Source organism: Cutibacterium nasicola (assembly GCF_052654715.2).
Map to the genome: position 1 here is coordinate 706,702 of NZ_CP199745.2, position 21,436 is coordinate 728,137.

25 protein-coding genes and 1 pseudogene are annotated in these 21,436 nt (G+C 64.2%); 18 read left to right on the forward strand and 8 right to left on the reverse strand.

Features of this window, described 5'->3' with window-relative positions:
* Nucleotide 1: 1 nt before the first annotated feature.
* From ACUCCZ_RS03225 to ACUCCZ_RS03235, 3 genes are read left to right on the forward strand one after another with little or no spacing between them, the layout of a single operon-like run.
* Nucleotides 2-1,243, forward strand: a complete 1,242-nt coding sequence (locus ACUCCZ_RS03225) for a SufS family cysteine desulfurase (RefSeq protein ID WP_435918113.1) — start codon at nucleotides 2-4, stop codon at nucleotides 1,241-1,243.
* The gene (gene sufU / locus ACUCCZ_RS03230) at nucleotides 1,240-1,740 is read left to right on the forward strand and encodes a Fe-S cluster assembly sulfur transfer protein SufU (protein ID WP_435918112.1); all 501 of its coding nucleotides are present in this window, start codon (nucleotides 1,240-1,242) and stop codon (nucleotides 1,738-1,740) included. Before ACUCCZ_RS03225 ends, sufU begins: the two co-directional genes overlap by 4 nt.
* Nucleotides 1,740-2,096, forward strand: coding sequence for a metal-sulfur cluster assembly factor (locus ACUCCZ_RS03235; RefSeq protein WP_435918111.1), 357 nt, complete (start codon nucleotides 1,740-1,742; stop codon nucleotides 2,094-2,096). The genes sufU and ACUCCZ_RS03235 overlap by 1 nt, the downstream gene beginning before the upstream one ends.
* Before the next feature lie 347 nt (nucleotides 2,097-2,443).
* Here ACUCCZ_RS03235 and ACUCCZ_RS03240 read toward each other — a convergent pair whose 3' ends face one another.
* A complete protein-coding gene (locus ACUCCZ_RS03240) occupies nucleotides 2,444-2,800 on the reverse strand; it encodes a hypothetical protein (RefSeq protein ID WP_435918110.1) in 357 nt (118 codons plus the stop codon).
* 98 nt (nucleotides 2,801-2,898) lie between these two features.
* Here ACUCCZ_RS03240 and ACUCCZ_RS03245 point away from each other — a divergent pair.
* The 3 genes and pseudogenes from ACUCCZ_RS03245 to ACUCCZ_RS03255 all read left to right on the forward strand — a co-directional run.
* A pseudogene (locus ACUCCZ_RS03245) lies at nucleotides 2,899-3,039 on the forward strand (GNAT family N-acetyltransferase); the annotation flags it as partial.
* Nucleotides 3,040-3,093: 54 nt separating this feature from the next.
* Nucleotides 3,094-4,692, forward strand: a complete 1,599-nt coding sequence (locus ACUCCZ_RS03250; RefSeq protein WP_435918109.1) for an ABC-F family ATP-binding cassette domain-containing protein — start codon at nucleotides 3,094-3,096, stop codon at nucleotides 4,690-4,692.
* 68 nt (nucleotides 4,693-4,760) lie between these two features.
* The gene (locus ACUCCZ_RS03255; RefSeq protein WP_435918108.1) at nucleotides 4,761-5,351 is read left to right on the forward strand and encodes a helix-turn-helix domain-containing protein; all 591 of its coding nucleotides are present in this window, start codon (nucleotides 4,761-4,763) and stop codon (nucleotides 5,349-5,351) included.
* 23 nt (nucleotides 5,352-5,374) lie between these two features.
* Here the strand turns inward: ACUCCZ_RS03255 and ACUCCZ_RS03260 are convergent, their stop codons facing one another.
* Together ACUCCZ_RS03260 and ACUCCZ_RS03265 are read right to left on the reverse strand one after the other, a co-directional pair.
* The gene (locus ACUCCZ_RS03260; RefSeq protein WP_435918163.1) at nucleotides 5,375-6,046 is read right to left on the reverse strand and encodes a methyltransferase domain-containing protein; all 672 of its coding nucleotides are present in this window, start codon (nucleotides 6,044-6,046) and stop codon (nucleotides 5,375-5,377) included.
* Nucleotides 6,047-6,192: 146 nt separating this feature from the next.
* Nucleotides 6,193-6,384: a hypothetical protein gene (locus ACUCCZ_RS03265; protein WP_435918107.1), complete on the reverse strand. Its 192-nt coding sequence runs from the start codon at nucleotides 6,382-6,384 to the stop codon at nucleotides 6,193-6,195.
* 79 nt (nucleotides 6,385-6,463) lie between these two features.
* On the opposite strand from ACUCCZ_RS03265, the gene fabG reads away from it, so the two are divergent.
* Nucleotides 6,464-7,183, forward strand: a complete 720-nt coding sequence (gene fabG / locus ACUCCZ_RS03270) for a 3-oxoacyl-ACP reductase FabG (RefSeq protein WP_435918106.1) — start codon at nucleotides 6,464-6,466, stop codon at nucleotides 7,181-7,183.
* 44 nt (nucleotides 7,184-7,227) lie between these two features.
* On the forward strand, nucleotides 7,228-8,001 hold the full coding sequence (gene fabI / locus ACUCCZ_RS03275; protein WP_435918105.1) for an enoyl-ACP reductase FabI: 774 nt from the start codon (nucleotides 7,228-7,230) through the stop codon (nucleotides 7,999-8,001).
* Here fabI and ACUCCZ_RS03280 read toward each other — a convergent pair whose 3' ends face one another.
* Nucleotides 8,002-8,742, reverse strand: coding sequence for a hypothetical protein (locus ACUCCZ_RS03280; protein WP_435918104.1), 741 nt, complete (start codon nucleotides 8,740-8,742; stop codon nucleotides 8,002-8,004).
* A 115-nt stretch (nucleotides 8,743-8,857) separates the two neighbouring features.
* Here ACUCCZ_RS03280 and ACUCCZ_RS03285 point away from each other — a divergent pair, with 115 nt between their 5' ends.
* The 3 genes from ACUCCZ_RS03285 (at nucleotide 8,858) to ACUCCZ_RS03295 (ending at nucleotide 11,418) form a co-directional block, all read left to right on the forward strand.
* Complete coding sequence (locus ACUCCZ_RS03285; RefSeq protein WP_435918103.1) at nucleotides 8,858-9,643, forward strand: ABC transporter ATP-binding protein; 786 nt, start codon at nucleotides 8,858-8,860, stop codon at nucleotides 9,641-9,643.
* 34 nt (nucleotides 9,644-9,677) lie between these two features.
* Nucleotides 9,678-10,142 (forward strand): NfeD family protein, encoded by a 465-nt coding sequence (locus ACUCCZ_RS03290; protein ID WP_435918102.1) that lies wholly within the window; start codon nucleotides 9,678-9,680, stop codon nucleotides 10,140-10,142.
* Nucleotides 10,143-10,227: 85 nt separating this feature from the next.
* Nucleotides 10,228-11,418 (forward strand): SPFH domain-containing protein, encoded by a 1,191-nt coding sequence (locus ACUCCZ_RS03295; RefSeq protein WP_435918101.1) that lies wholly within the window; start codon nucleotides 10,228-10,230, stop codon nucleotides 11,416-11,418.
* A gap of 175 nt (nucleotides 11,419-11,593) precedes the next feature.
* Here the strand turns inward: ACUCCZ_RS03295 and ACUCCZ_RS03300 are convergent, their stop codons facing one another.
* Complete coding sequence (locus ACUCCZ_RS03300; protein ID WP_435918100.1) at nucleotides 11,594-12,586, reverse strand: bile acid:sodium symporter family protein; 993 nt, start codon at nucleotides 12,584-12,586, stop codon at nucleotides 11,594-11,596.
* Nucleotides 12,587-12,618: 32 nt separating this feature from the next.
* Between ACUCCZ_RS03300 and ACUCCZ_RS03305 the strand changes: the two genes are divergently transcribed.
* Nucleotides 12,619-13,473 carry a TrmH family RNA methyltransferase gene (locus tag ACUCCZ_RS03305; RefSeq protein ID WP_435918099.1) on the forward strand — a complete coding sequence of 285 codons (855 nt, stop codon included), beginning with the start codon at nucleotides 12,619-12,621 and terminating at the stop codon, nucleotides 13,471-13,473.
* Here the strand turns inward: ACUCCZ_RS03305 and def are convergent.
* Together def and ACUCCZ_RS03315 are read right to left on the reverse strand one after the other, a co-directional pair.
* The gene (gene def, locus ACUCCZ_RS03310) at nucleotides 13,457-14,059 is read right to left on the reverse strand and encodes a peptide deformylase (protein ID WP_435918098.1); all 603 of its coding nucleotides are present in this window, start codon (nucleotides 14,057-14,059) and stop codon (nucleotides 13,457-13,459) included. The two genes, ACUCCZ_RS03305 and def, sit on opposite strands and share 17 nt — an antisense overlap.
* Before the next feature lie 65 nt (nucleotides 14,060-14,124).
* Nucleotides 14,125-15,207: a lactonase family protein gene (locus ACUCCZ_RS03315; protein ID WP_435918097.1), complete on the reverse strand. Its 1,083-nt coding sequence runs from the start codon at nucleotides 15,205-15,207 to the stop codon at nucleotides 14,125-14,127.
* A gap of 411 nt (nucleotides 15,208-15,618) precedes the next feature.
* On the opposite strand from ACUCCZ_RS03315, the gene ACUCCZ_RS03320 reads away from it, so the two are divergent.
* A complete protein-coding gene (locus tag ACUCCZ_RS03320) occupies nucleotides 15,619-16,086 on the forward strand; it encodes a M23 family metallopeptidase (protein WP_435918096.1) in 468 nt (155 codons plus the stop codon).
* Here the strand turns inward: ACUCCZ_RS03320 and ACUCCZ_RS03325 are convergent.
* Nucleotides 16,071-17,006 carry a tyrosine recombinase XerC gene (locus ACUCCZ_RS03325; RefSeq protein ID WP_435918095.1) on the reverse strand — a complete coding sequence of 312 codons (936 nt, stop codon included), beginning with the start codon at nucleotides 17,004-17,006 and terminating at the stop codon, nucleotides 16,071-16,073. The genes ACUCCZ_RS03320 and ACUCCZ_RS03325 overlap by 16 nt on opposite strands.
* 316 nt (nucleotides 17,007-17,322) lie before the next feature.
* On the opposite strand from ACUCCZ_RS03325, the gene rpsB reads away from it, so the two are divergent.
* From rpsB to ACUCCZ_RS03350, 5 genes are all read left to right on the forward strand, one after another.
* The gene (gene rpsB, locus ACUCCZ_RS03330; protein ID WP_435918162.1) at nucleotides 17,323-18,165 is read left to right on the forward strand and encodes a 30S ribosomal protein S2; all 843 of its coding nucleotides are present in this window, start codon (nucleotides 17,323-17,325) and stop codon (nucleotides 18,163-18,165) included.
* A gap of 35 nt (nucleotides 18,166-18,200) precedes the next feature.
* Nucleotides 18,201-19,013 (forward strand): translation elongation factor Ts, encoded by an 813-nt coding sequence (gene tsf, locus ACUCCZ_RS03335; protein ID WP_435918094.1) that lies wholly within the window; start codon nucleotides 18,201-18,203, stop codon nucleotides 19,011-19,013.
* Between the two features lie 236 nt (nucleotides 19,014-19,249).
* The gene (pyrH, locus tag ACUCCZ_RS03340) at nucleotides 19,250-19,966 is read left to right on the forward strand and encodes a UMP kinase (RefSeq protein ID WP_435918093.1); all 717 of its coding nucleotides are present in this window, start codon (nucleotides 19,250-19,252) and stop codon (nucleotides 19,964-19,966) included.
* Between the two features lie 33 nt (nucleotides 19,967-19,999).
* Nucleotides 20,000-20,554: a ribosome recycling factor gene (gene frr, locus ACUCCZ_RS03345; RefSeq protein WP_435918092.1), complete on the forward strand. Its 555-nt coding sequence runs from the start codon at nucleotides 20,000-20,002 to the stop codon at nucleotides 20,552-20,554.
* 11 nt (nucleotides 20,555-20,565) lie between these two features.
* The gene (locus tag ACUCCZ_RS03350) at nucleotides 20,566-21,429 is read left to right on the forward strand and encodes a phosphatidate cytidylyltransferase (RefSeq protein WP_435918091.1); all 864 of its coding nucleotides are present in this window, start codon (nucleotides 20,566-20,568) and stop codon (nucleotides 21,427-21,429) included.
* The last annotated feature ends 7 nt before the right edge of the window (nucleotides 21,430-21,436 follow it).

A 21,436-nucleotide genomic window follows, 5' to 3' on the forward strand; every position in this document is an offset into this window, starting at 1 on the left:
CATGAGCTATGACGTCGAGAAGATCAGGAAGGACTTCCCCATCCTGTCGACCAAGGTGGGGAAGTACCCGCTGACGTACCTCGACTCGGCCAACACCTCCCAGAAACCGCAGGTCGTCATTGACACCCTGAGTGAGCACTACGCCCGTCACAACGCAAACGTTGCCCGGGCCATGCACCAGCTCGGTTTGGAGGCCACCCAGGCATACGAGGGCGGGCGCGAACGCATCGCGCGGTTCATCGGGGCGTCTCGTCCCGAGGAAGTGGTGGCCTTGTCGAATGCCTCGGAGGCTCTCAACCTGTGTGCTCACACCCTGGGTGAGCGTCTCGGGCCCGGCGACGAGGTCGTCATCTCAGTAATGGAGCATCACTCCAACCTGGTGCCATGGCAGCTCGTGTGTCAGCGCACCGGAGCCACCCTGCGGTGGTTCGACATCACCGACGACGGGCGTCTCGACCTTGAGAAGGCCGAGGCGGATGAGCTCATCAATGAGCACACCAAGGTCGTCTCCCTGACCTTGGCCTCCAACGTGCTGGGGACGATCAACCCCATCGGAAGGATCGCCGAACAGGCTCATGCCGTCGGTGCCGTCATGGTTGTCGATGCATCCCAGGCCGTGCCACAGATGCCCGTGAATGTGACGACCTCGGGCGCCGACCTGGTGGCCTTCACCGGCCACAAGATGTGTGGCCCGACGGGTATTGGCATCCTGTGGGGCCGCCACGATCTGCTCGCTGAACTGCCACCCTTCCTCGGTGGTGGCGAGATGATCGAGGTTGTGCGTATGGAGGGATCGACCTACGCCGAGCCTCCGCACCGATTCGAGGCTGGCACTCCTCCGATCGCGCAGCTTGCCGCCCTCGGAGCAGCTGCCGGTTACCTCGACGGCATCGGAATGGAGGCTATTGCCGAGCACGAGCATCACCTGGCTGCTCGGATGCTCAAGGAGCTTCAGACCGTCAAGGGAGTGCGTATCCTCGGGCCAACCGACACCACAGCCCGTACCGGAACGGTGTCCTTCACCGTCGCGGGTGTGCATCCGCATGATGCCATGAGCATCATGGATGGTCACGGCGTCGCAGTGCGAGGCGGGCACCATTGCGCCAGGCCGCTACACGAGAGACTGGGCGTACAGTCCTCCCTTCGTGCGTCGGCATACCTGTATTCGACCATGGACGAGGTGGATCGCCTCGTCGAGTCGGTCGAGTACGCTCGAAACTTCTTCGCCGGAGGCGTGGCATGAACGTCGAAGAGATGTACCAGCAGATCATCCTGGATCACTACCGGGAGAAGCACCACAGTGGTCTGCGCGAGGACTACGACGCCGAGGTGACCCAGGTCAACCCGTCATGTGGGGACGAGTTGTTGTTGCGCGTGCACCTCGATGGGGACGTCATCAGTGATGTGTCATACGACGCTGTCGGCTGCTCGATCTCGCAGGCGTCGACCTCGGTCATGACAGACCTGGTCATCGGTAAGACCGTTGATGAGGCCCAGGAACTCTACCGCGGGTTCCGAGAAATGATGCGCTCTCGAGGCACCGTCGAACTCGACGAGGACACCTACGAGGACGCCATTGCCTTCGAGGGAGTCGCCAAGCTCATGGCCCGGGTCAAGTGCGCGATGCTCGGCTGGTCGGCACTGGAGGACGGCCTGCTCAAGGCGATCGAGGACTCCCCGGAGAAGCCCCGAGCCACTGCCGACACCGCGGATAAGAATGACACGAAGGAGGAGGGCTGATGAGCGACGACAACGCCGTGCCCGACCAGGAAGTGACGCTGACGGCCATGCCGAGCGTCGACGACGTCATTGAGGCGATGAAGGACGTCATCGACCCCGAGCTCATGGTCAACGTCGTTGACCTTGGCCTTGTCTACGGGGTCAACATCGACGACGAGGGCAATGTCACCATCGACATGACGCTGACCAGCCCCACCTGCCCGCTGACGGATCGTCTGGAGTACGACACCCAGACGGTGCTCGAGGGGATCGTCAAGTCCGCTACGATCAATTGGGTGTGGCTGCCGCCGTGGGGTCTGGAGCGCATCACCGACGATGGTCGGGCGCAGCTCCAGGCGATCGGCTTCAACGTCTGAGTCTGTCGTCACGTTCCTGCGCAGGCAGGAGTGACACGAGAGTCCGGATGGTCAGGATTTCCTGATCCCCGGGCCCTTCCGGCTGTCCGTCCACTCTGTCAGACACAACTGGCACGGCTAGGAAGAAAAGGGCCCGAGGGTCCCAGCCCCTCACCGGCCACATTCAGACACTGCTGGCCACCTCGTAGGCGTCCCAGATTGCGTACATGACGTTGGCGGGCAGTTCCTCCTCATGACCGTTGACCTCGACCATGAGTCCCCTCGGCGTGGTGTGCAGGGCCTCGGCGTGACCACACCCGGACCGGACCGACCCGCTGAACGGGGTCGTCCTGGCCTTGCAATCCTTCTCAGACGGCGAACCAGAAGATGACGCCAGCGACGACCAGCACTGCCGGAACGACGATGGCCACCAGGTGCCACCACCGTTTCTCCAACCAGATCTGTGTCAGGACGCCAATGATGAGGCCCAGAACGCCCAGGGCGACCACGGAACACCAGTAGGTGACGGGTTCACCGCGCTGGCACACCCCGCCGGCCTGGTCACAGAGGGACCACCACGCGAGATATCCGAAAATGCCCAATCCAAGCACCGCGACGACAACACCGCAGATGACGAGAATCAGGTATCGGCGCCATGAACGGGCGGCCTGTTCAAGGTCGTCGTCTTCTGGTGCTGCTCGGCGTGGGGTACTCATGTCTGACATTCTGTCAAGACGTGGGGATGATGTCTCCTTTCACGCGCGGAACTGAACCCGGCTCCCTCCAGGAAGACTCTGGACAAGGCATTGTCACCTTTGAACTCACGCCAGCCGACGGCAGACAGGTCACTGTGCACGCCCAGTCCCACCTGGAGAATTGGTACGGCAATGTCGGTTTCGTCGCCACTGGGCCGCACTTCGACGAGGCAGGCATCGATCACGTCCCCATGACCTTGAGGCGCTGATTCCTCCGAGGTCTCCATTTGGTCCAAGGCGTCAGGACGGGGGAAGATGGGCCGGTGCTGCAGGTCAAGGATGTGGAGGTGCGGGTCGGAGCCAGGCTCCTGCTCAACCCGGTGAGTTTCCAGGTCGCCGCTGGGGACAAGATCGGTTTGGTGGGTCGAAATGGTGCCGGCAAGACGACCCTGACACGCATCCTCGCTGGTGAGGGACTTCCCGCGGCAGGTTTGGTGAGGCGTGCTGGGGAACTCGGCTATCTTCCTCAGGATCCCCGCGATCCTGACATGGAGACCATCGCCCGAGCACGAATCCTCTCGGCTCGTGGTCTGGACCACATGATCGAGCGGATGCGCACCCTTGAGGACCAGATGGCCAACGGCTCCGACGAGGAGCGGGCCGTCGCGATGGACAAGTACTCCAAGGCCGAGGACCGTCTTGTCGCTGCCGGCGGTTACGGAGCCTCTGCCGAGGCCGCCCGAATCGCGTCGAACCTGGGCCTAGACGATCGCGTGCTGTCCCAGCCGCTCAAGAATCTCTCCGGCGGTCAGCGCCGCCGGGTCGAACTGGCGCGCATCCTCTTCTCCGGGGCGGACACCCTTCTCCTCGACGAGCCGACCAACCACCTGGACGCCGACTCCATCGTCTGGCTGCGCAGCTTCCTGCAGTCCTACTCAGGTGGGGTTCTCATGATCTCCCACGACACCGGGCTGGTGGAGGCAACCGTCAACAAGGTCTTCCACCTGGACGCCAACCGCGCCACCCTCGACATCTACTCCATGGGCTGGAAGCTCTACCTCGAGCAGCGGGCTGCTGACGAGAAGCGTCGTCACAAGGAGAGGATCAACGCCGAACGCAAGGCTGCTGCCCTGCAGGCCCAGGCTGACAAGCTTCATGCCAAGGCGACGAAGGCCGTTGCCGCCCAACAGATGGCCCGACGCGCCGAGAAACTGCTCGCCGAGGTCGAGGGGGAGAGGGCCGTCGACAAGGTGGCTGCCATCCGCTTCCCAAATCCGGCCCCCTGTGGCAAGACGCCGCTCATGGCCCGCAACCTCACGAAGACCTACGGGTCCCTGGAGGTCTTCACCGGAGTGGACCTGGCCATCGACCGGGGATCCCAGGTCGTCGTCCTGGGGCTCAATGGCGCTGGCAAGACGACACTGCTGCGGATCCTGGCAGGCAACGAGACCCCCGACACCGGTGAGGTCATTGCCGGGCATGGCCTCAAACTGGGGTACTTCGCCCAGGAGCACGACCTGCTGGACATGGATCGCACCGTGTTGGAGAACATGGCCAGCGCAGCAGCTGATCTCAACGAGACCGAGATACGCAAGGTCTTGGGGTCGTTCCTCTTCACCGGTGACGACGTGTACAAGCTGGCCGGGGTGCTCTCCGGTGGTGAGAAGACCCGTCTTGCTCTGGCCACCCTCGTCGTGTCCTCGGCCAATGTGTTGTTGCTCGATGAGCCGACCAACAACCTCGACCCAGCCAGTCGGGAGCAGGTTCTCGATGCCATCGGTCACTTCGGCGGAGCGATCGTTCTGGTCACCCACGATGAGGGAGCCGTTCATGCCCTCGACCCAGATCGGGTACTCGTGCTGCCCGACGGCACCGAGGACATGTGGAGCGCTGACTACGCCGAGCTCATCAGTCTGGCCTGATGTTGCACTTCTGGCGGCTGTGACATGCCGTAACATGAAGGCGCACAGGACGTCGTCAAGGAGAGCTGATGGTCACACGTGCGCCCAGACTGGTCGGTGAGGCCAGGCAGGCGATGGCCGAGGAATTGGCGGGTCGCTACAACGCAGGTGCGTCCATCCGGTCCTTGGCACGCGAGTCCGGACGATCGTACGGGCTGGTGCAGAAGCTTCTGCGGGAAGCCGGGGTGAAGTTCCGTCCACGCGGTGGTGCTGACCCGGCGTCTCCTGAGACCAAGGCCGCGCGCCAGACCGTGCAGCAGGAATCACCCGCTGACTCGGCACAGGAGCTGCCAGCCTCCGAACAGAAGCAGACGACGTCGCAGGACGAACCCGCCGCGTCGACGAAGGATCAGGTTGACGAGCAGCCCGACCTCAAGGCCCTCCGACTGGCCGTAGAGGCGGCCGTGGCCCGGGCCGAGAAGGCCGACCGCAAGGCACGCAAGGCCGAGAAGGCGCTGAAGAAGCTGCGTCGCAAGGGAGCCGGGAAGTCCCGCCGCAAGAAGGCCAGGGCGACCCTCAACAAGCACCGTGCCAAGGCTGAGAAGGCCGACCGCAAGTTGCGCAAGGCCCGTCGTCGACTTGACGAGGCCGAGCACGCCGCTGAGCCTCGCCAGTTCTGAGAGGTTGTTCGTGTCGACCGCGATCAGCGCGGGGCCAGGGTGGTGATCTCCACCGCTGAGGTGACCTCCACCGCATCCACATGAACGTCCTGGACGTGGTGGGCGCTGGGTCCCATTGCGATGACGTCCGAGGCTGTCGGCCCATCGAGGCCTACGGTGGTGCGGACCTCCTCGTGTCCGGCAACCGCGAACCGTGATTCCAGACCTGCCACGAGTTCGTCATGCTTGTGGGGTTGGATACCGATCATCCCGGTCGCCTCGCGTAGCTGATGCAGATGCTCGGGTAGCGGAGTGACGACGACGAGGAGGCCGTCGGGACGCAGGATGCGTGCGAATTCATCGCGGTTGCGCGGCGCGAACGCGCACAGCACAGCGTCCATGCACCCGGTGCGGATCGGTAGACCGACCCAGGTGTCGGCGACGACGGCTGCCATCCGAGGATGGGCCCTGGCCGCCTTGCGAATGGCGGCTGGCGAGACATCAGTGGCCAGACCGAGGGTACGTGTGTGAGCTTCGAGAACCTGTGCCAGGTGATGTCCCGTTCCGGCCCCGACCTCGACGATGTTCCCGCCATCGGCAAGGATCTCGGTGAGACGACCGTCGAGGTCGCGGAAGAGACCGGCATCGAGTACCCGCTGACGTGACGCGACCATCGCGGGGGTGTCAGCATTCGCCCCGGAAGGGGAGGTCGTCATCGTCACATGGCCTTGCCTGGCGATGTCGAGACAATGGCCTTCGCCGCAGCGCAGGGAATGCCCATCGAGGTTCAGGGATCTTTCATGGCCGCGGCGTTGGCAGGTCGGACACACCAACCACGGCAGGGCCAGGGACAAGGTCGGCATCACGTGGTGACCGTCCTCGTCTCGGTTGTCCCGGACTCTTCGGGGGTCGCGCCGTTGTCCTCTCCGTCGATGGTAGCGGAGGACCGGTTGACCTTGCCGATGGTGTCGGAGTAGATGAGCCGGACCATGGCCAGGCTCAGCACCGTGACCAGGAAGGTCAGAGCCACCCACCGAGCCCGCAGCGTCCTCACGCTCTCCAGCCTAGGTCCACGACGCCACTCAGGTCGAACCTTTCCAGTTCTCGGTGGTGACGTGCGATAGGTTCATTCCATGAGTCCAGACACCCCGGGCCGCGTGGCCCTCGTCACAGGTGGATCGCGCGGTATCGGGGCCGCGATCGCCGCAGATCTGCACGCACAGGGATACCGAGTGGCTGCCACAAGTCGCTCGGCCACCGCACCTGAGGGGGTGCTGCCGGTTGCCTGCGATGTCACCGACGCAGACTCCGTGGACGCAGCATTCAGCCAGGTGGAACAGGAGCTCGGCCCGGTCGAGGTGCTCGTCGCCAACGCTGGCATCACTCGGGACGGGCTCCTCGCCCGTATGAAGGAGGAGGACTTCACCGACGTCGTCGACACCAACCTCATTGGTGCCTACCGTGTCATTCGTCGCGCTGCCAGAGCGATGACCCGCGCCCGGTTCGGACGCATCGTCCTGACCTCCTCGGTGGTCGGCCTGCTCGGCTCGCCTGGCCAGGTCAACTACGCTGCGTCGAAGGCCGGCATGGTCGGTATCGCCCGGTCCCTCACCCGCGAGCTCGGTGCCCGTGGCATCACCTGCAACCTCGTCGCTCCCGGTTTCATCTCCACCGACATGACTGACGAACTGCCTGAGAAAGTCGTCGAGAGCTATCTGGAGCGCATCCCGGCCAAGCGACTGGGAACGGTTGACGACGTCGTCGCCGCCGTCCGCTTCCTCGTCAGCGACTCCGCCGGCTACATCTCCGGTGCCGTGATCCCCGTTGACGGCGGACTCGGCATGGGCCACTGAAACCACGTACATCCATCCTCCCCATCGACCGTAAGGACATCACCATGGGACTTCTCGAAGGACGCACCATTCTCGTCACCGGCGTGACGATGCACACCTCCATCGCTTTCAAGGTGGCTCAGATCGCCCAGGAGCAGGGGGCACGGGTCATCGTCGCCAACCTGCCGCGGGCCGTCGGGGTCACCCGTCGTGCGGTGCGCAAGCTCGACCCGGTGCCGGAGGTGCTGGAGCTCGACGTCACCGACGCCGACCAACTCGCTGCTCTGCCACAGCAGCTGCGTGACCTCGCGGTGGAGAAGCTGGACGGCGTCGTCCACGCCATCGCCTTCGCCAACCCGAAGACTGCCCTGGGCGGCAAGTTCCTCGAGACCGAGTGGGACGACGTCTCAGTGGCGGTCCACACCTCCACCTACTCCTACGTCTCCCTCATCACCGCGCTCGACGGGATGCTCGCCGAGCATGCTTCGGTCGTCGGTCTGACTTTCGATGCCACCGTCTCGTGGCCCTTCTATGACTGGATGGGAGTTGCCAAGGCCGGCCTGGAGTCGGCCAACCGTTACCTGGCCCGTTACATGGGTCCCAAGGGAGTGCGCTGCAACCTCGTCTCGGCTGGCCCGCTGGACACCATGGCCAAGACGGCCATTCCCGGCGCTGACGCCTTCAACGACTTGTGGGGTGAGCGTGCCCCGCTCGGCTGGGACACCAAGGACACCACTGCGGCCGCCAAGGGAATTGTTGCCCTGTTGTCTGATTGGTTCCCCGCCACCACCGGCGAGATGATCCACGTCGACGGAGGCATGGGTTCAACCGGAGCCTGATCATGTCTGCGGCCACGAGGTGGCTGCTGTGATCGCTTGGGAGGCGGCATTGCGCAACCGGCGCAGCGCCGCTTCTCTCGTGTGCGCGCCGTGGGCCGTGATCATCTGGGGGGTGGACGCCATCCCGGCGTCACAGGCGGTCAATACGGTCCAGGCCGAGTCGAACAGCCGTTGGTCAGCAGGACGGTGACCAGTCAGATGCGGGGCAATGGTGTCGGGGCGTTCCCCGGCGGCCATGCCCAGATCGTTGAGCTGGGATGCCGTGGCCGTCATCGCCGAGCGGAGCAGGGCCGTCGCCTCAGCCGGGGTTGGTGGGGACAGCGGAGACGCTCCTCGGACAATCGTCCACTGCATGGCGGGGCCGACAGGCTGAGGAATCCACGAGGTACCGGCGGGAATGGACGAGCAGCCCTGGTGGCAGATGATGACGGCCCCGGCATCGATGGCGGCGTGGTTGAACGGTGCCGGACCTCGCAGTCCGGTGAGATGGCCGGGGGCGGGCAGCAGGAGGCCCCAGAACACCGGGGAGTCGTGGGGGACGTGGGAGATCCGGGACAGAGCCATCCGAATCGGGACCGACACCAGGGGATCGTGCTCGGACAGGCCGAGGACCTCCTCGGGGTCATGAACATGGTGGGCTGCCGCCATTTCCAGGAGTTCGGCCTCAGCGTGCGCAGCTGTGGTGCGACCGGCACACAGGTCGTTGAGGAGGCAGGTGAGACGGCAGCAGATCTCGAGCACTTGCCCAGACTAGAACGCACTCACACGGCACCGACGGTCACAGCTGACAACGCCACCATGTCGATCTCGTCGCGCCAGACCGTCAATGTCGCCGGTACACGGTAGGTTCATTCCCATGAATGCAGTGGCGCAGTTGGCAGGCGTGGGAGTCCGACGCGGGGATCGATGGATCCTCGACAACGTCGACCTCGACGTCGAAGACGGCCAGCGCTGGGTGTTGATCGGTCCCAATGGAGCGGGAAAGACGACCCTTCTGCAGGTGCTGGGAGTTCAGCTTCACCCCACCGTGGGACTGGTCGAGATCCTTGACGAGATCCTCGGCGCCGTTGACGTCTTCGAGCTGCGTCCTCGCATCGGCATGGCCTCCTCGGCCCTGGCGCATCGTATCCCGGCCCAGGAGAAGGTCGGCAACATCGTGGTCTCGGCTGCCTGGGGTGTCGTCGGACGCTGGCGTGAGGCCTACGGCGAGCAGGACGTCGACCGCGCGGAAGAACTGCTGGAGCGCATGGGCCTGGTCGGAATGGCCGATCGCACCTGGGGCTCCCTCAGCGAGGGGGAGCGCAAACGGGTCGAGATTGCCCGTGCGCTCATGACCGATCCTGAGCTGCTGCTCATGGACGAGCCCGCCGCGGGCCTCGACCTCGCAGGTCGTGAGCAGTTGGTTGACGTGCTCTCGTCCATCTTCACCGATCCTGATGCCCCTGCCTCGATGCTCGTCACCCATCACCTGGAGGAGATCCCGGCTGGCGTCACCCATGCCTTGGTGATGGCCGACGGGCACATCGTGGCTGCCGGGCCGGTCGAGACGACCCTGACCTCCGAGGTTCTCTCGGGTGCTTTCGGGACACCGCTGACCGTCAGTCACGTTGATGGCCGATGGAATGCCCGCGCTGCCCACTGAATGTAGGACCACCTGACGACGGGAGAGTACCGTGATGGATCACGTGAAGGACTGGCCGTGGCTGGTCTGGCTGGTTGGCTCGGCAGTGCTGGCCTGTACCGAGATGCTCACCGGCGATTTCACCTTGCTGATGTTGGCCGGTGGGGCGGCTGCTGGTGCCATCACGGCTTTCTTCCTGCCGGGGATGGTCTTGGTCCAGGCGATCGTGGCCGTGACTGTCGCCGTCCTCATGCTGGCTGTGCTGCGTCCCACCCTGTTACGACGAGTCCGGGAAGCTCCCGGATACCGGTCCTCCCTCGACAAGCTGGTCGGCTCGAGCGGGGTCGCCACCACGCAGATCACGGATGGCCACGGGCAGGTCAAGGTCGAGGGCGAGGAGTGGTCGGCACGAGCCTTCGAGCCGGGCATGGCGATTGCTTCCGGTGAGAAGGTCGAGGTCTTCGAGGTGGACGGGACAACTCTCGTTGTATATCCAGTTTGCAGGAGCCTCGGTCCGTGATCTGAAAATTTTTCCCTGATCTGGGATGATGAACACGGTGCCATGGCGTGACCGGCACCGTCCACGACCCTTTGCAGGAGTTTCCATGCCCCAGTTCATCACGGTTCTGGTGATCCTTGCGCTGCTCGTCGCCGTCTTGGCCTCGAGCATCAAGATCGTCCACCAGCAGAAGATCGGCTTGGTCGAGCGACTCGGTAAGTTCAACCGACGTCTCACCCCTGGCCCCCACCTGGTCATCCCCATCATCGATCGCGTGCAGTACAACCTCGACATGCGTGAACAGGTCGTCCCCTTCCCGCCGCAGGGAGTCATCACCGAGGACAACCTGATGGTCAACATCGACTCGGTCATCTACTTCCAGATCGTTGACCCCGAGCGTGCCGCCTACGAGGCCCAGTCCTACAAGACGGCGATCGAGCAGCTCACCATGACGACGCTGCGAAACATCATCGGTGGCATGGACATGGAGGCCGCTCTCACCAGCCGTGAGGAGATCAACCAGAAGCTGCGCGCGGTTCTCGACGAGGCCACTGGCAAGTGGGGTATCAAGGTCAACCGAGTTGAGCTGCGTGCCATTGAACCGCCGCCCACCATCCGTGACGCGATGGAGAAGGGTGCCCGTGCCGAGCGCGACAAGCGAGCTGCGATTCTGCTGGCAGAGGGCCAGCGGCAGTCCCAGATCTTGTCGGCCGGTGGCGACCGGGAGTCGGCAATTCTGCGTGCCCAGGGCGATCGTGAGGCCGCAGTGCTGCATGCCCAGGCTGACCGTCAGGCTCAGATGCTGCGAGCCGAGGGCGAGGCCCAAGCCATCACGACGGTGTTCAACGCCATCCACGCCGGACAGCCTGACCAAGGCCTGCTGGCCTACCAGTACATGCAGATGCTGCCGACCCTGGCCCACGGCGACTCCAACAAGGTGTGGGTCGTGCCTTCCGAGCTCAACGACGCCCTCAAGGGCCTAGGGTCGATGGCCGGCGGTGCACCTCAAGGATCCGACAAGGACGGATTCTCGGTCGCCGATCCGAGCCGGTTCACCGCGCCTGAGAAGGTTGACGTCTTCGCCGAGATCGAGGCTCAGAAGGTTGAGGAGAAAGAAGCGTCCGAGGCCACCGTCCAGCAGGCCATTCAGGAAGCTGCCAAGCTCGAGAACCCGGGGCTGTCCGGCAAGCGTCACAAGGACCGCGGCCAGGTGACCGGCACCCAGATTCCGGCTCCAGCCCCGGTCGAGGCCCAGGCCGAGGATGAGTCGGCCGGAACAACCACCAGCCAGGAATAGTGGGAGGCCCCAGGCCGACGACCTCGTCGACCGACCCACCTGAATCAGCGGTATGGGGCCAGCAATTCGGTGGGTAGTGGCCTTCCCAGACCCAATGATCTGATGGGGGGCGGGATCACTGTGATCCCGCCCCGTGTTCGTGCGCGCAGAGGTTCCCGTCGTCAGAGGGTCTGCGTCATGACGGCTGGGCTTCCTCCCACTGGCGGGCATAGCGACCGGCCAGAACGCCGCAGGCGATGAGCTGGGTGAGGTGGAAGATCATGAGGGGCAGGACGATGAGGGCAACCGGCTGAGCAGCGAAGAGCACTGTCGCCATCGGCAGACCGGTGGCCAGGGACTTCTTGGTGCCGCAGAACTGAGTTGCAATGCGGTCTTCACGGTTGAATCCGAGCCATCCCGAGCCCACCCAGGTGAGCCAGAGCATGAAGATCAACAAGGCCAGGCAGATGATCGTCAGGACGGCCATGGAGGCTGGGGACACCAGGGACCACATGTGTTCACGCATGCCCTCGGAGAAGGCCGAGTAGACGACGAGGATGATCGAGCCCTGGTCGACGTACTTCAGCGGCTTGCGGTGCTTCTGCACGAAGTCGGCTGTCCAGCGTCGTGAAAGCTGGCCGAGCACGAAGGGGAGCAGCAACTGTAGGATGACGTCCAGGAAGCTGGACGGTTGGATCTTGAGACCACCGGTGGTCGACATCAACAGCAGTGCGAGTACCGGGGTGAGGAAGGTACCCAGCAGATTCGATATCGTGGCCGCCACGATCGCCCCCGCGACATTGCCATGGGCGATCGAGGTGAAGTTGATCGATGACTGCACCGTCGAGGGCACCAGGCAGATCCACAACATGCCGACGTACAGGGTCGCCGGCAGGGCCCACGGTACGAGGGCCTTCATTGCCAGCCCGATGAGCGGGAAGATGATGAAGGTGGAGGCCAGGATCGCGCCCTGCAATCTCCAGTTCTTCAGGCCGTCCAGCGTCTCTCGCGGCTCCAGACGGGCACCGTAGAGGAAGAACAAGATGAAGATGAGGACGGTCACCCCGTGTGTGACGATGGGGACAGCCGATCCTGAGGCGGGAAGGATCGACCCAATGATGGCTGTCACGACGATGGCGATGACGAATCCGTCAACGGGCAGCGTGCGGCGTGGCTTGGCAGAACTCACCTGTCCACGATAGCCACCGGTAGATTGGAGCGATGGCAACGTTCACAGACATCGATGATCCGGCTGATACCCGCCTGGCCGACTACGTCAGCTTGCGCGACGTCAACCTTCGCAAGTCCTTGGAGGCTGAGCAGGGGCTCTTCATCGCGGAGGGGGCGAAGGTCATCCGGCGCGCCTGTGAAGCGGGGTACCCGCCCAGGTCATTCCTGTTGGCTCCGCGCTGGATCGACGGTCTGCGCGATCTCTTCGACGACCTCGACGTCGAGGTCTACGTCGTCTCCGAGGCCCTGGCCGAGCAGGTGACCGGGTTCCACGTCCACCGTGGTGCTCTGGCGTCGATGTGTCGGCAGACGCGCTGGAGCACTGCCGATCTCATGAATGCTCGACGGCTGGTGGTGTGCGAGGACATCGTGGACCACACCAATGTCGGAGCGATCATCCGGTGCGCCGCAGGCATTGGGTGGGATGGTGTCCTGTTGGCCCCCCGCGCGGCTGACCCGCTCTACCGGCGAGCCATCAAGACGTCGATGGGAACCGTCTTCCAGTTGCCCTGGGCCAGGCTCGAGGACTGGTCGGGTGGTCTCGACGAGCTGCGTAACCACGGCTTCACGGTGGCGGCCATGGCCCTGAATGACGACTCAGTCACCCTGGACGAGTTCTCCGCGGACCTGCGAGCCAGTCCACGCAGGGTTGCCCTGCTCATGGGCACCGAGGGGGCGGGCCTGTCGGCCCACTGGATCAGTCAGGCTGACGTCGTGGTACGCATCCCGATGGTCGCAGGAGTTGATTCCCTCAACGTCGCCGCAGCCGCAGCAGTGGCCTGTTACGAATTGAGGGACGTCATGGCCTCGCCGATCAACTCTTCGCAGATCAGCCCTTCGGGGTGAGCGGCCAGTCGTCGGGGTACAGATGGGCCACCCTGTCGTGCCGCTCGTCGAGCTTGCGACGCGAACGTTTGGAGAGCCGGTCTCCGAAGACGACTCCGTTGCAGTGGTCGGTCTCGTGCTGCAGGCAGCGGGCGAAGAAACCGGTTCCGGTGACGGTGGTGTCGTTGCCCCACGGGTCTTGGCCGGTGCAAGTGGCCAGGTCGGGGCGGGCCAGGGACTGGAATCCGCCGGGCCACGAGAGGCAGCCCTCGTCAGCAGCCTCGAGGCGACGCTCGCGTCCCTCCGGCAAGGTGACGACCGGGTTGCAGAAGGCACCGTGGTGGATGATGTTGTCGGCGTCCGGGCAGATGTAGACGAACAACGACAGGTCAACACCGACCTGGGTGGCGGCAAGACCCACACCGTCGGCGGCGTCCATGGTGGTGAACATGTCACGAATGAGGGTCGTCAGATCCTCGTCGAACTCGGTGACCGGGCGGGTCTGAGCGTGGAGAACAGGCTCCCCCCACCGGGTGACCCGGCGCAGGGACCCACCTTTGAACAGATCCTCCCAACGGGGGTCGTCATTGGGGGTGTGCTTGCGCATGACTGATCTCCTGAGGTTGATGAGTGTCCAAGGTGATTGTCTCACGAGTGGGCAGGTGCCGGTGATCACCCGATGGTGGGGCCGACGAGCACCCGCATGACCCCGGGTTGGTCGATGGTCGTCTCGACCTGCCACGTGCCGGTGTGGTCGTCGCGCCGATGAACTGCGATGTGGCCCTCGTCCGGCAGCGCAGCCCAGACTCGGGTGCCGTTCTGGGTGGTGACGGTGATGTCGCGCGGATTGGCCCCGGTGGTGTCGAACTCGTCGACCAGCTCGAGTCGTCCGAACCGGCCTTCCAGCACCCCGATACTTCCCACCAGACGGTTGGCGACGAAGTGTTGGCCATTCGGGGAGGACACGATTGCAGATGGCTGGGCAGCGGCTTGGCAGGGATGACCTCTCCGGGAAGGGACCTTTGACCAGCGCGACGACGGTGTCTCGGTGACAAATCGCCACCCCCGGGCCCACATGTCGTGTCCGGTGGGCCGGGACCACGTGCTGACCGTCGCGGACAATTCTCCCGCGACGGTGAGGATCTGTTTTCGGCCGTCCTCGGTGAGGGTGAGGTGACGAGGGCCCACACCGGCAGGGGTCGTGAGAGAATCAATGACCTCAGGGGCAGCCTCGCTCCAACGCAGGACATGGATGCGGTCTGCTCCCAGGTCGGTGACGGCGAGGTGGGCACGATCCAACCAGGTCACCTGGTGGGGGTGAGGCCCTTCCTGACGGTCTGGCAGCGAGCCGGGGAAAGTGCAGTCCTTGCCCAGATCCAGTACGTGGCGCACCTTTGGCCGGGCCAGGTCCGACAGATCCACGAACTCAACCTGGCCAGAGGCGTAATCGGTGATCGCCATGAGCCGACCGGTGGGATCGACGGCTCCGTGGCAGGGCCATTGACCTTCCAACTCAATGGTTCCGACGACCTGGAAGTGGCGGCCGGGATGGACGATCCACAGGGTATTGTCACGTTCGCAGAGCACCGCGACCACGTTGTTCAGTGGTGTCACCCAGGACGCGTCTCCGAGGTGGCAGGTGCCGCCGACCTCGGTGTGGAGCCCATCGGACTCATCCGCCAACTGCCATGCGGTAATGCCTCCGGCTGAGGTATCGGTGGTGCGATGACAGGCAAGAACTGGGGTGACAGCCATGGCTGGAAGCCTACTCACGATGAGCGATCCACAAGGTCAGACAATGCAGGACGCGGGACTGTCCACAACCGGTGACGTCCAATGTCACGAGGTTGTCCACAGCGCGGAAAAAGATGGCGGATTTCGCGGCGTCGGACGACAACTGAAGATGTGAGGAGATCTGTTTGTGTCAGTGTGTTGATCATCGTCATCGGGACATGTCTGTTGGTTCTTCCTGCCCCTACCCACAGTGTTGCGGCCCCGCCCGCAGAAGCTCTGGCGTGGCGAGCACGGCCCACGAGCGATCTTGGTGTGCCGGTGCGGAGACGTCCGCCCGTGCCCGGTTCCGTGACCAAGGGGTTCGATCCTCCGGCCAAGCCGTGGTTGCCTGGTAGCCGTGGGGTCGAGTTCGCGGCATCACCTGGAGAACCCGTGAGGACAGTCACCGCCGGGGTCGTCGTCTTCGCCGGGCAGGTCGCCGGCGCCGGGGTGGTCAGCATCATGTTGCCCGACGGGCGGCGGACCACTCACATGCCGGTGGTTCCCGTCGTGGAGGTGGGGGAGGTCGTCATTCCTGGTCAGGTCATTGGGCTGGTGGGTGTGGGGCCGCCATGTGCCCGCACTTGTCTGCACTGGGGACTCAAGAAAGGAACCGAATATCAGAACCCGATGACCCTGTTGGACATTGAGGTACGTCTCCTGCCGACGCAGGGGCGAGCGCGGATGGCATCAGGTAGACAAGGCCTGCGACATCCCAGGGAGCTACCCGGTGTGAAGACTCCGACGGTGTCCACCGGCACGTTGATGCCGCCATGGCTGGGAGCCGGTCGTGACGGGGAGTCACTCATCGACGAGCATGTGACTCGGGCGGTGGCCCGAGGGGGTCACGCCCGGGGATGAGCTTGATGGAATGCCGTCCGCAGTCTCTCGGCGGACACGTGGGTGTAGATCTGAGTGGTGGACAGCGATTCATGCCCCAGCATCTCCTGGACGGTGCGTAGATCAGCTCCGCCTTCCAGAAGGTGCGTCGCCATGGCGTGACGCAGTCCGTGGGGTCCCAGGTCGGGGGAGTCCGGTTCGGCTCGCAGATGGGTGTGGACGATGCGTCTCACCACTCGTTGATCGATCCGTCCTCCGCGGGTGCCCAGGAAGAGCGCTGCCCCCGACGTGGGACAGACCCACTCCTGGCGACGCGTCAGCCATTCGTCGACTGCGCGTAGCGCGGGCTCTCCCATCGGCACGGTGCGTTGCTTGTTCCCCTTGCCGGTCACGCGCACCGTTCGACGAGACCGGTCGACGTCACCCAGGTCCAGGCCGCACAGCTCACCGACGCGAAGGCCGCCGCCATAGAGTACTTCCAGGATGGCGGCATCACGGGCTCCCTGGGGGGACTCATCGTTGCGAGCCTCGGCAATCGCATCGTCGAGGATGTGACGGGCCTGCTCGACGCCGAGGGTGGCCGGCAGACGTTTCGGAACCTTGGCCGAGGACAGGTCGGCTGTCGGGTTCCCGTCGATGAGTCCCTCGTTGGATGCCCACCGGAAGAAGACCCGGGCCGCTGACCAACGGCGTTGCATGGTGGCCGCTGTTGCGCCGGCCAGCCGGGTGTCGGCCAGCCAGGTGCGCACGCCAGTGGTGTCGATGCCTCCGATGGAGTCGACGCCGTGGTCGTGTACGTGCTCCATGAGGTCAGTGAGATCAGCCCGGTAACCACGAATGGTGTGGGGGGAGCGATGCAGAGTTGTCAGGTGATCGCAGAAGTCCTCGATGGGCACCGAGAGCGCACTCGGAAGGCGCGGGGAGTCAGGGCGAGAATTCACCACACCTACTGTGGTCTGTCAGCGTCGGGATGACGGGGTGGACACGCGGAGAGGATCGGTGATCCGGGAGACGAGCAGTGATCCGAGCAGGCCCATCACGATTGGCTTGATCGCCACTTCATGTCGTACGCTGGCCGGGCAGTCCGGAATGTTTCGGACTGACTTCGCATGCATCGACGTCATCAACGACCGGACGCCCACGGTCTTGCCACGGCAGGCGGGCGGACGGTGATGCATCAGGAGGTGACGCAATCCCGCGCCGCCGCACAACCGTTTGGCACACCCGTGGTGTGCCCTGATGAGGAAGGACACGGTCATGGCCGTCGTCACCACTCGCCAGCTCCTCGAGAGCGGCGTCCACTTCGGACACCAGACCCGTCGCTGGAACCCGAAGATGAAGCGTTTCATCTTCACCGAGCGCAACGGTATCTACATCATCGACCTGCACCAGTCGCTGACCTACATCGACAAGGCTTACGCCTTCGTCAAGGAGACCGTGGCCAAGGGGGGCCAGGTTCTCTTCGTCGGTACCAAGAAGCAGGCTCAGGAGTCCATCGCCGAGCAGGCGAGCCGTGTTGGCATGCCCTACGTCAACCAGCGTTGGCTCGGCGGAATGCTCACCAACTTCCAGACCATCTCGAAGCGCATCGCCCGACTCAAGGAGCTCGAGGCCATGGACTTCGACAAGGCCTCCGGCTCCGGTCTCACGAAGAAGGAGCTGCTCATGCTCTCCCGTGAGAAGGACAAGCTGGCCAAGGACCTCGGCGGTATCCGCGACATGCCGAAGGTTCCCCAGGCCGTCTGGGTTGTCGACACCAAGAAGGAGCACCTCGCCATCGACGAGGCTCGCAAGCTCAAGATTCCGGTTGTCGCCATCCTCGACACCAACTGTGACCCCGACGAGGTCGACTACCCGATCCCGGGCAATGACGACGCCATCCGTTCGGTGTCCCTGCTGACCCGTATCATCGCCGACGCCGTCGCCGAGGGCCTCATGGCTCGCTCCGCTGGTAAGTCCGGTGATCAGGCTGCTGAGGCTGAGCCCATGCCTGACTGGGAGCGCGAGCTCCTCCAGGGGGGCGACGCCAAGGCTGAGAACAAGGCTGAGGAGCCCAAGGCCGACGCCCCCGAGGCCGCCAAGGCTGAGAAGTCCAACTGAAGTTCGCCCACGTATAGACAGGACTGAGATTATCCATGGCTATCACTGCTGCTGAGGTCAAGAAGCTGCGCGACGCCACCGGCGCCGGCATGATGGACGCCAAGAAGGCCCTCACCGAGGCCGACGGCGACTTCGACAAAGCCGTTGACATCCTGCGCGTCTCCGGCGCTGCCAAGGCCGCCACGCGTTCCGACCGTGAGGCCAGCAACGGCCTGGTCGCCGCTGCTGGCACCTCCCTGGTACACATCGGCTCCGAGACCGACTTCGTCGCCAAGAATGAGGAGTTCATCGCCGCTGCCGAGGAAATCGCCAAGGCCGTCGAGAAGGCCGGGGCCGACTCCAAGGATGCCGCCAACGCCGCCGCCCTGGCCGACGGCACCACCGTTGGAGGCAAGCTCGGCGAGCTTGCCGCCAAGATCGGCGAGAAGATCGAGCTCGCCAGCGTCGCCCACTTCGACGGCAACGCCCATGTTTACCTGCACCGTCGTTCCCAGGACCTGCCCCCGCAGGTCGGCGTGATGGTTGAGTACGAGGGTGATGACAAGGAGGCCGTGCACGGGGCTTGCTTGCAGATCGCCGCCATGAGCCCGCGCTGGCTGTCCCGCGACGAGGTTCCCGCTGACGTCGTCGAGCACGAGCGCGGCGTCGCCGCTGACATCGCTCGCGAGGAGGGCAAGCCCGAGAAGATCATCGACCGCATCGTCGAGGGTCGCCTCAACGGCTTCTACAAGGAGAGCTGTCTGCTCGACCAGCCTGCCATCTCCGACGACAAGAAGTCCGTCGCCCAGACCCTTGAGGCCGCTGGCGTCACCATCAAGCGCTTCGTGCGTTTCTCCGCTGGAGAGTGACTCCTTCCCGGTGCGAACCGGGGGGATGACTGACCACGAACGGCCCCACCGCTTGGTGGGGCCGTTCGTCGTTCTCGGATACGGATGTTCGCTGGAAGCCAGAACTCCCGGGCCAACTCGTGGCGGGAGTTCCTGGTGGTGAATGCTGGTCGAGACGACGGTGAACTGCGGTGGTGGCCGTCCTCGGGCTAAGCTGGGGTGACGCATCCCGCGTCAATGTTCGCCGACCAGGAGAGATGATGCCAGAGCGCTACAACCGAGTTCTTCTCAAGTTGTCCGGAGAGGTTTTCGGAGGGGGAGGGATCGGTGTTGACGCCGATGTCGTTGCCGCCAAAGCCCGCGAGATCGCTGATATCGCCAACACCGGTGTTCAGGTGGCCGTCGTCGTCGGTGGAGGGAACTTCTTCCGTGGGGCTGAGCTTCAGCAACGCGGCATGCAGCGTGATCGCGCTGATTACATGGGCATGCTCGGAACCGTCATGAACTGCCTCGCCCTGCAGGACTTCTGCGAGAAGGCCGGAGTCGACACCCGCGTCCAGACCGCCATCACCATGGGCCAGGTTGCCGAGCCGTACATTCCCCGCAAGGCCGAGCGTCACATGGAGAAGGGACGAGTCGTCATCTTCGGCGCTGGGTCCGGCATGCCGTACTTCTCCACCGACACCGTCGCCGCGCAGCGTGCCCTCGAGATCGGCGCGGATGCCCTGCTCATGGGTAAGCAGGGGGTGGACGGCGTCTATGACAGCGACCCCAAGACCAACCCGAACGCCCACAAGTTCGACGAACTGACCTACGATGAGTTCCTGTCACGTGACCTCAAGGTCGCTGACGCCACTGCCGTCGCCATGGCCAGGGACAACGCCCTGACGATGATCTTCTTCAACCTTGAGACCCCTGGCAACATCGCTCGCGTCATCAATGGTGAGGGCATCGGCACCACCGTCCATCGCTGAACCATCGAAGACACACCAAGGAAGGACAACACAGTGAGCGACATCATCAAAGACGCCGGGAAGAAGATGGGGTCAGCGGTCGACCATGCCCGCGAGGAGTTCGCGGCCATTCGTACCGGGCGCGCCAACCCCGCCATGTTCAACAAGATCATGGTCGAGTACTACGGCACCCCCACCCCGCTGCAGCAGCTCGCCAGCTTCCAGGTTCCGGAGGCTCGCACCGTCCTCATCGCCCCGTTCGACAAGAGCTGTGTCAACGAGGTCGAGAAGGCTGTCCGTGACTCCGATCTGGGCGTCAACCCCTCCAACGACGGCAACGTCGTGCGCTGCGTCCTGCCGGCCCTCACCGAGGAGCGCCGTAAGGAGTACATCAAGATGGCCAAGGCCAAGGCGGAGGAAGGTCGCATCGCCGTGCGCAACGTCCGTCGTGCCAGCAACGACATGATCAAGAAGCAGGAGAAGGACAAGGAGATCTCCGAGGACGAGCTGACTCGCCTGGAGAAGGAACTCGACCAGGTCACCCGCACGTACGTCGAGCAGATCGACGAGCTCCTGAAGTCCAAGGAGAGCGAGCTCCTCGAGATCTGATCGGAATCGGGATGGACAACTCTCAGCAGAAGGCCACAGTCACACGTACCTCACGTGCTGGCCGTGACCTTCCTGCTGCCATCACCACAGGTGTGGTGTTGTGCGGGGCCGTCATCGGCACCGTCGGGTGGTGGCACTGGGGGTTCGTCCTGCTGATGGCCCTGGCCCTGGTGGCTGGAGCCATCGAACTCCATCGAGCGATGGTTCGACTGGGCATGGACTCTGCGATCGTGCCGATCTGCGTCGGTACCGTCGTGATGGTCATCGGGGCATACGCGGCCTCGACGATGGACCTCCGCATCCTGCCGAACACGTTCCTCGTTGCCGCTCTCGGCGCGACGACGGTCGCGGCGATGGCGTGGCGCCTGCCGCGTGGTTCTGACGGATTCGTCAAGGACGTCGCGGCAAGCCTGTTGACCATCGCCTACCTGCCGTTGCTGGGCTGCTTCGTCCCACTCATGATGGGAGACGACGGCGGCAGTCGGCGCATCGCCACCTGGATTCTCAGCGTCGTCGCCTCCGACACCGGCGGGTATGCCGTCGGTGTGCTTTTCGGCAAGCACAAGATGGCCCCGAGGATCAGCCCCAGGAAGAGCTGGGAGGGTTTCGCCGGATCCGTCAGCATGGCGGCCCTCGTCGGATGGGCCTGCCTGAGCGGACTGCTCGATGCCCCGGTGTGGGCCGGTTTGCTCCTGGGCGTGATTCTCGCGTTCACGGGAACTGCGGGAGATCTCGTCGAGTCAATGATCAAACGCGATGCCGGCATCAAGGACATGTCGAACTTCCTGCCCGGCCACGGCGGAGTGATGGATCGGCTGGACTCGGTGCTGTTCTCGGCACCCTTCGCCTGGCTCGTCATGTCCCTGGTGCTGTGACCGAGCT

Bases quoted from the DNA above. Each gene is read 5' to 3' on its own strand.
- ACUCCZ_RS03225 (WP_435918113.1), top strand. From the start codon at position 2: ATGAGCTATGACGTCGAGAAGATCAGGAAGGACTTCCCCATCCTGTCG.
- sufU (WP_435918112.1), top strand. From the start codon at position 1,240: ATGAACGTCGAAGAGATGTACCAGCAGATCATCCTGGATCACTACCGG.
- ACUCCZ_RS03235 (WP_435918111.1), top strand. From the start codon at position 1,740: ATGAGCGACGACAACGCCGTGCCCGACCAGGAAGTGACGCTGACGGCC.
- ACUCCZ_RS03240 (WP_435918110.1), bottom strand. From the start codon at position 2,800: ATGTCAGACATGAGTACCCCACGCCGAGCAGCACCAGAAGACGACGAC.
- ACUCCZ_RS03255 (WP_435918108.1), top strand. From the start codon at position 4,761: ATGGTCACACGTGCGCCCAGACTGGTCGGTGAGGCCAGGCAGGCGATG.
- ACUCCZ_RS03260 (WP_435918163.1), bottom strand. From the start codon at position 6,046: ATGACGACCTCCCCTTCCGGGGCGAATGCTGACACCCCCGCGATGGTC.
- fabG (WP_435918106.1), top strand. From the start codon at position 6,464: ATGAGTCCAGACACCCCGGGCCGCGTGGCCCTCGTCACAGGTGGATCG.
- fabI (WP_435918105.1), top strand. From the start codon at position 7,228: ATGGGACTTCTCGAAGGACGCACCATTCTCGTCACCGGCGTGACGATG.
- ACUCCZ_RS03285 (WP_435918103.1), top strand. From the start codon at position 8,858: ATGAATGCAGTGGCGCAGTTGGCAGGCGTGGGAGTCCGACGCGGGGAT.
- ACUCCZ_RS03290 (WP_435918102.1), top strand. From the start codon at position 9,678: ATGGATCACGTGAAGGACTGGCCGTGGCTGGTCTGGCTGGTTGGCTCG.
- ACUCCZ_RS03295 (WP_435918101.1), top strand. From the start codon at position 10,228: ATGCCCCAGTTCATCACGGTTCTGGTGATCCTTGCGCTGCTCGTCGCC.
- ACUCCZ_RS03305 (WP_435918099.1), top strand. From the start codon at position 12,619: ATGGCAACGTTCACAGACATCGATGATCCGGCTGATACCCGCCTGGCC.
- def (WP_435918098.1), bottom strand. From the start codon at position 14,059: ATGCGCAAGCACACCCCCAATGACGACCCCCGTTGGGAGGATCTGTTC.
- ACUCCZ_RS03315 (WP_435918097.1), bottom strand. From the start codon at position 15,207: ATGGCTGTCACCCCAGTTCTTGCCTGTCATCGCACCACCGATACCTCA.
- rpsB (WP_435918162.1), top strand. From the start codon at position 17,323: ATGGCCGTCGTCACCACTCGCCAGCTCCTCGAGAGCGGCGTCCACTTC.
- tsf (WP_435918094.1), top strand. From the start codon at position 18,201: ATGGCTATCACTGCTGCTGAGGTCAAGAAGCTGCGCGACGCCACCGGC.
- pyrH (WP_435918093.1), top strand. From the start codon at position 19,250: ATGATGCCAGAGCGCTACAACCGAGTTCTTCTCAAGTTGTCCGGAGAG.
- ACUCCZ_RS03350 (WP_435918091.1), top strand. From the start codon at position 20,566: ATGGACAACTCTCAGCAGAAGGCCACAGTCACACGTACCTCACGTGCT.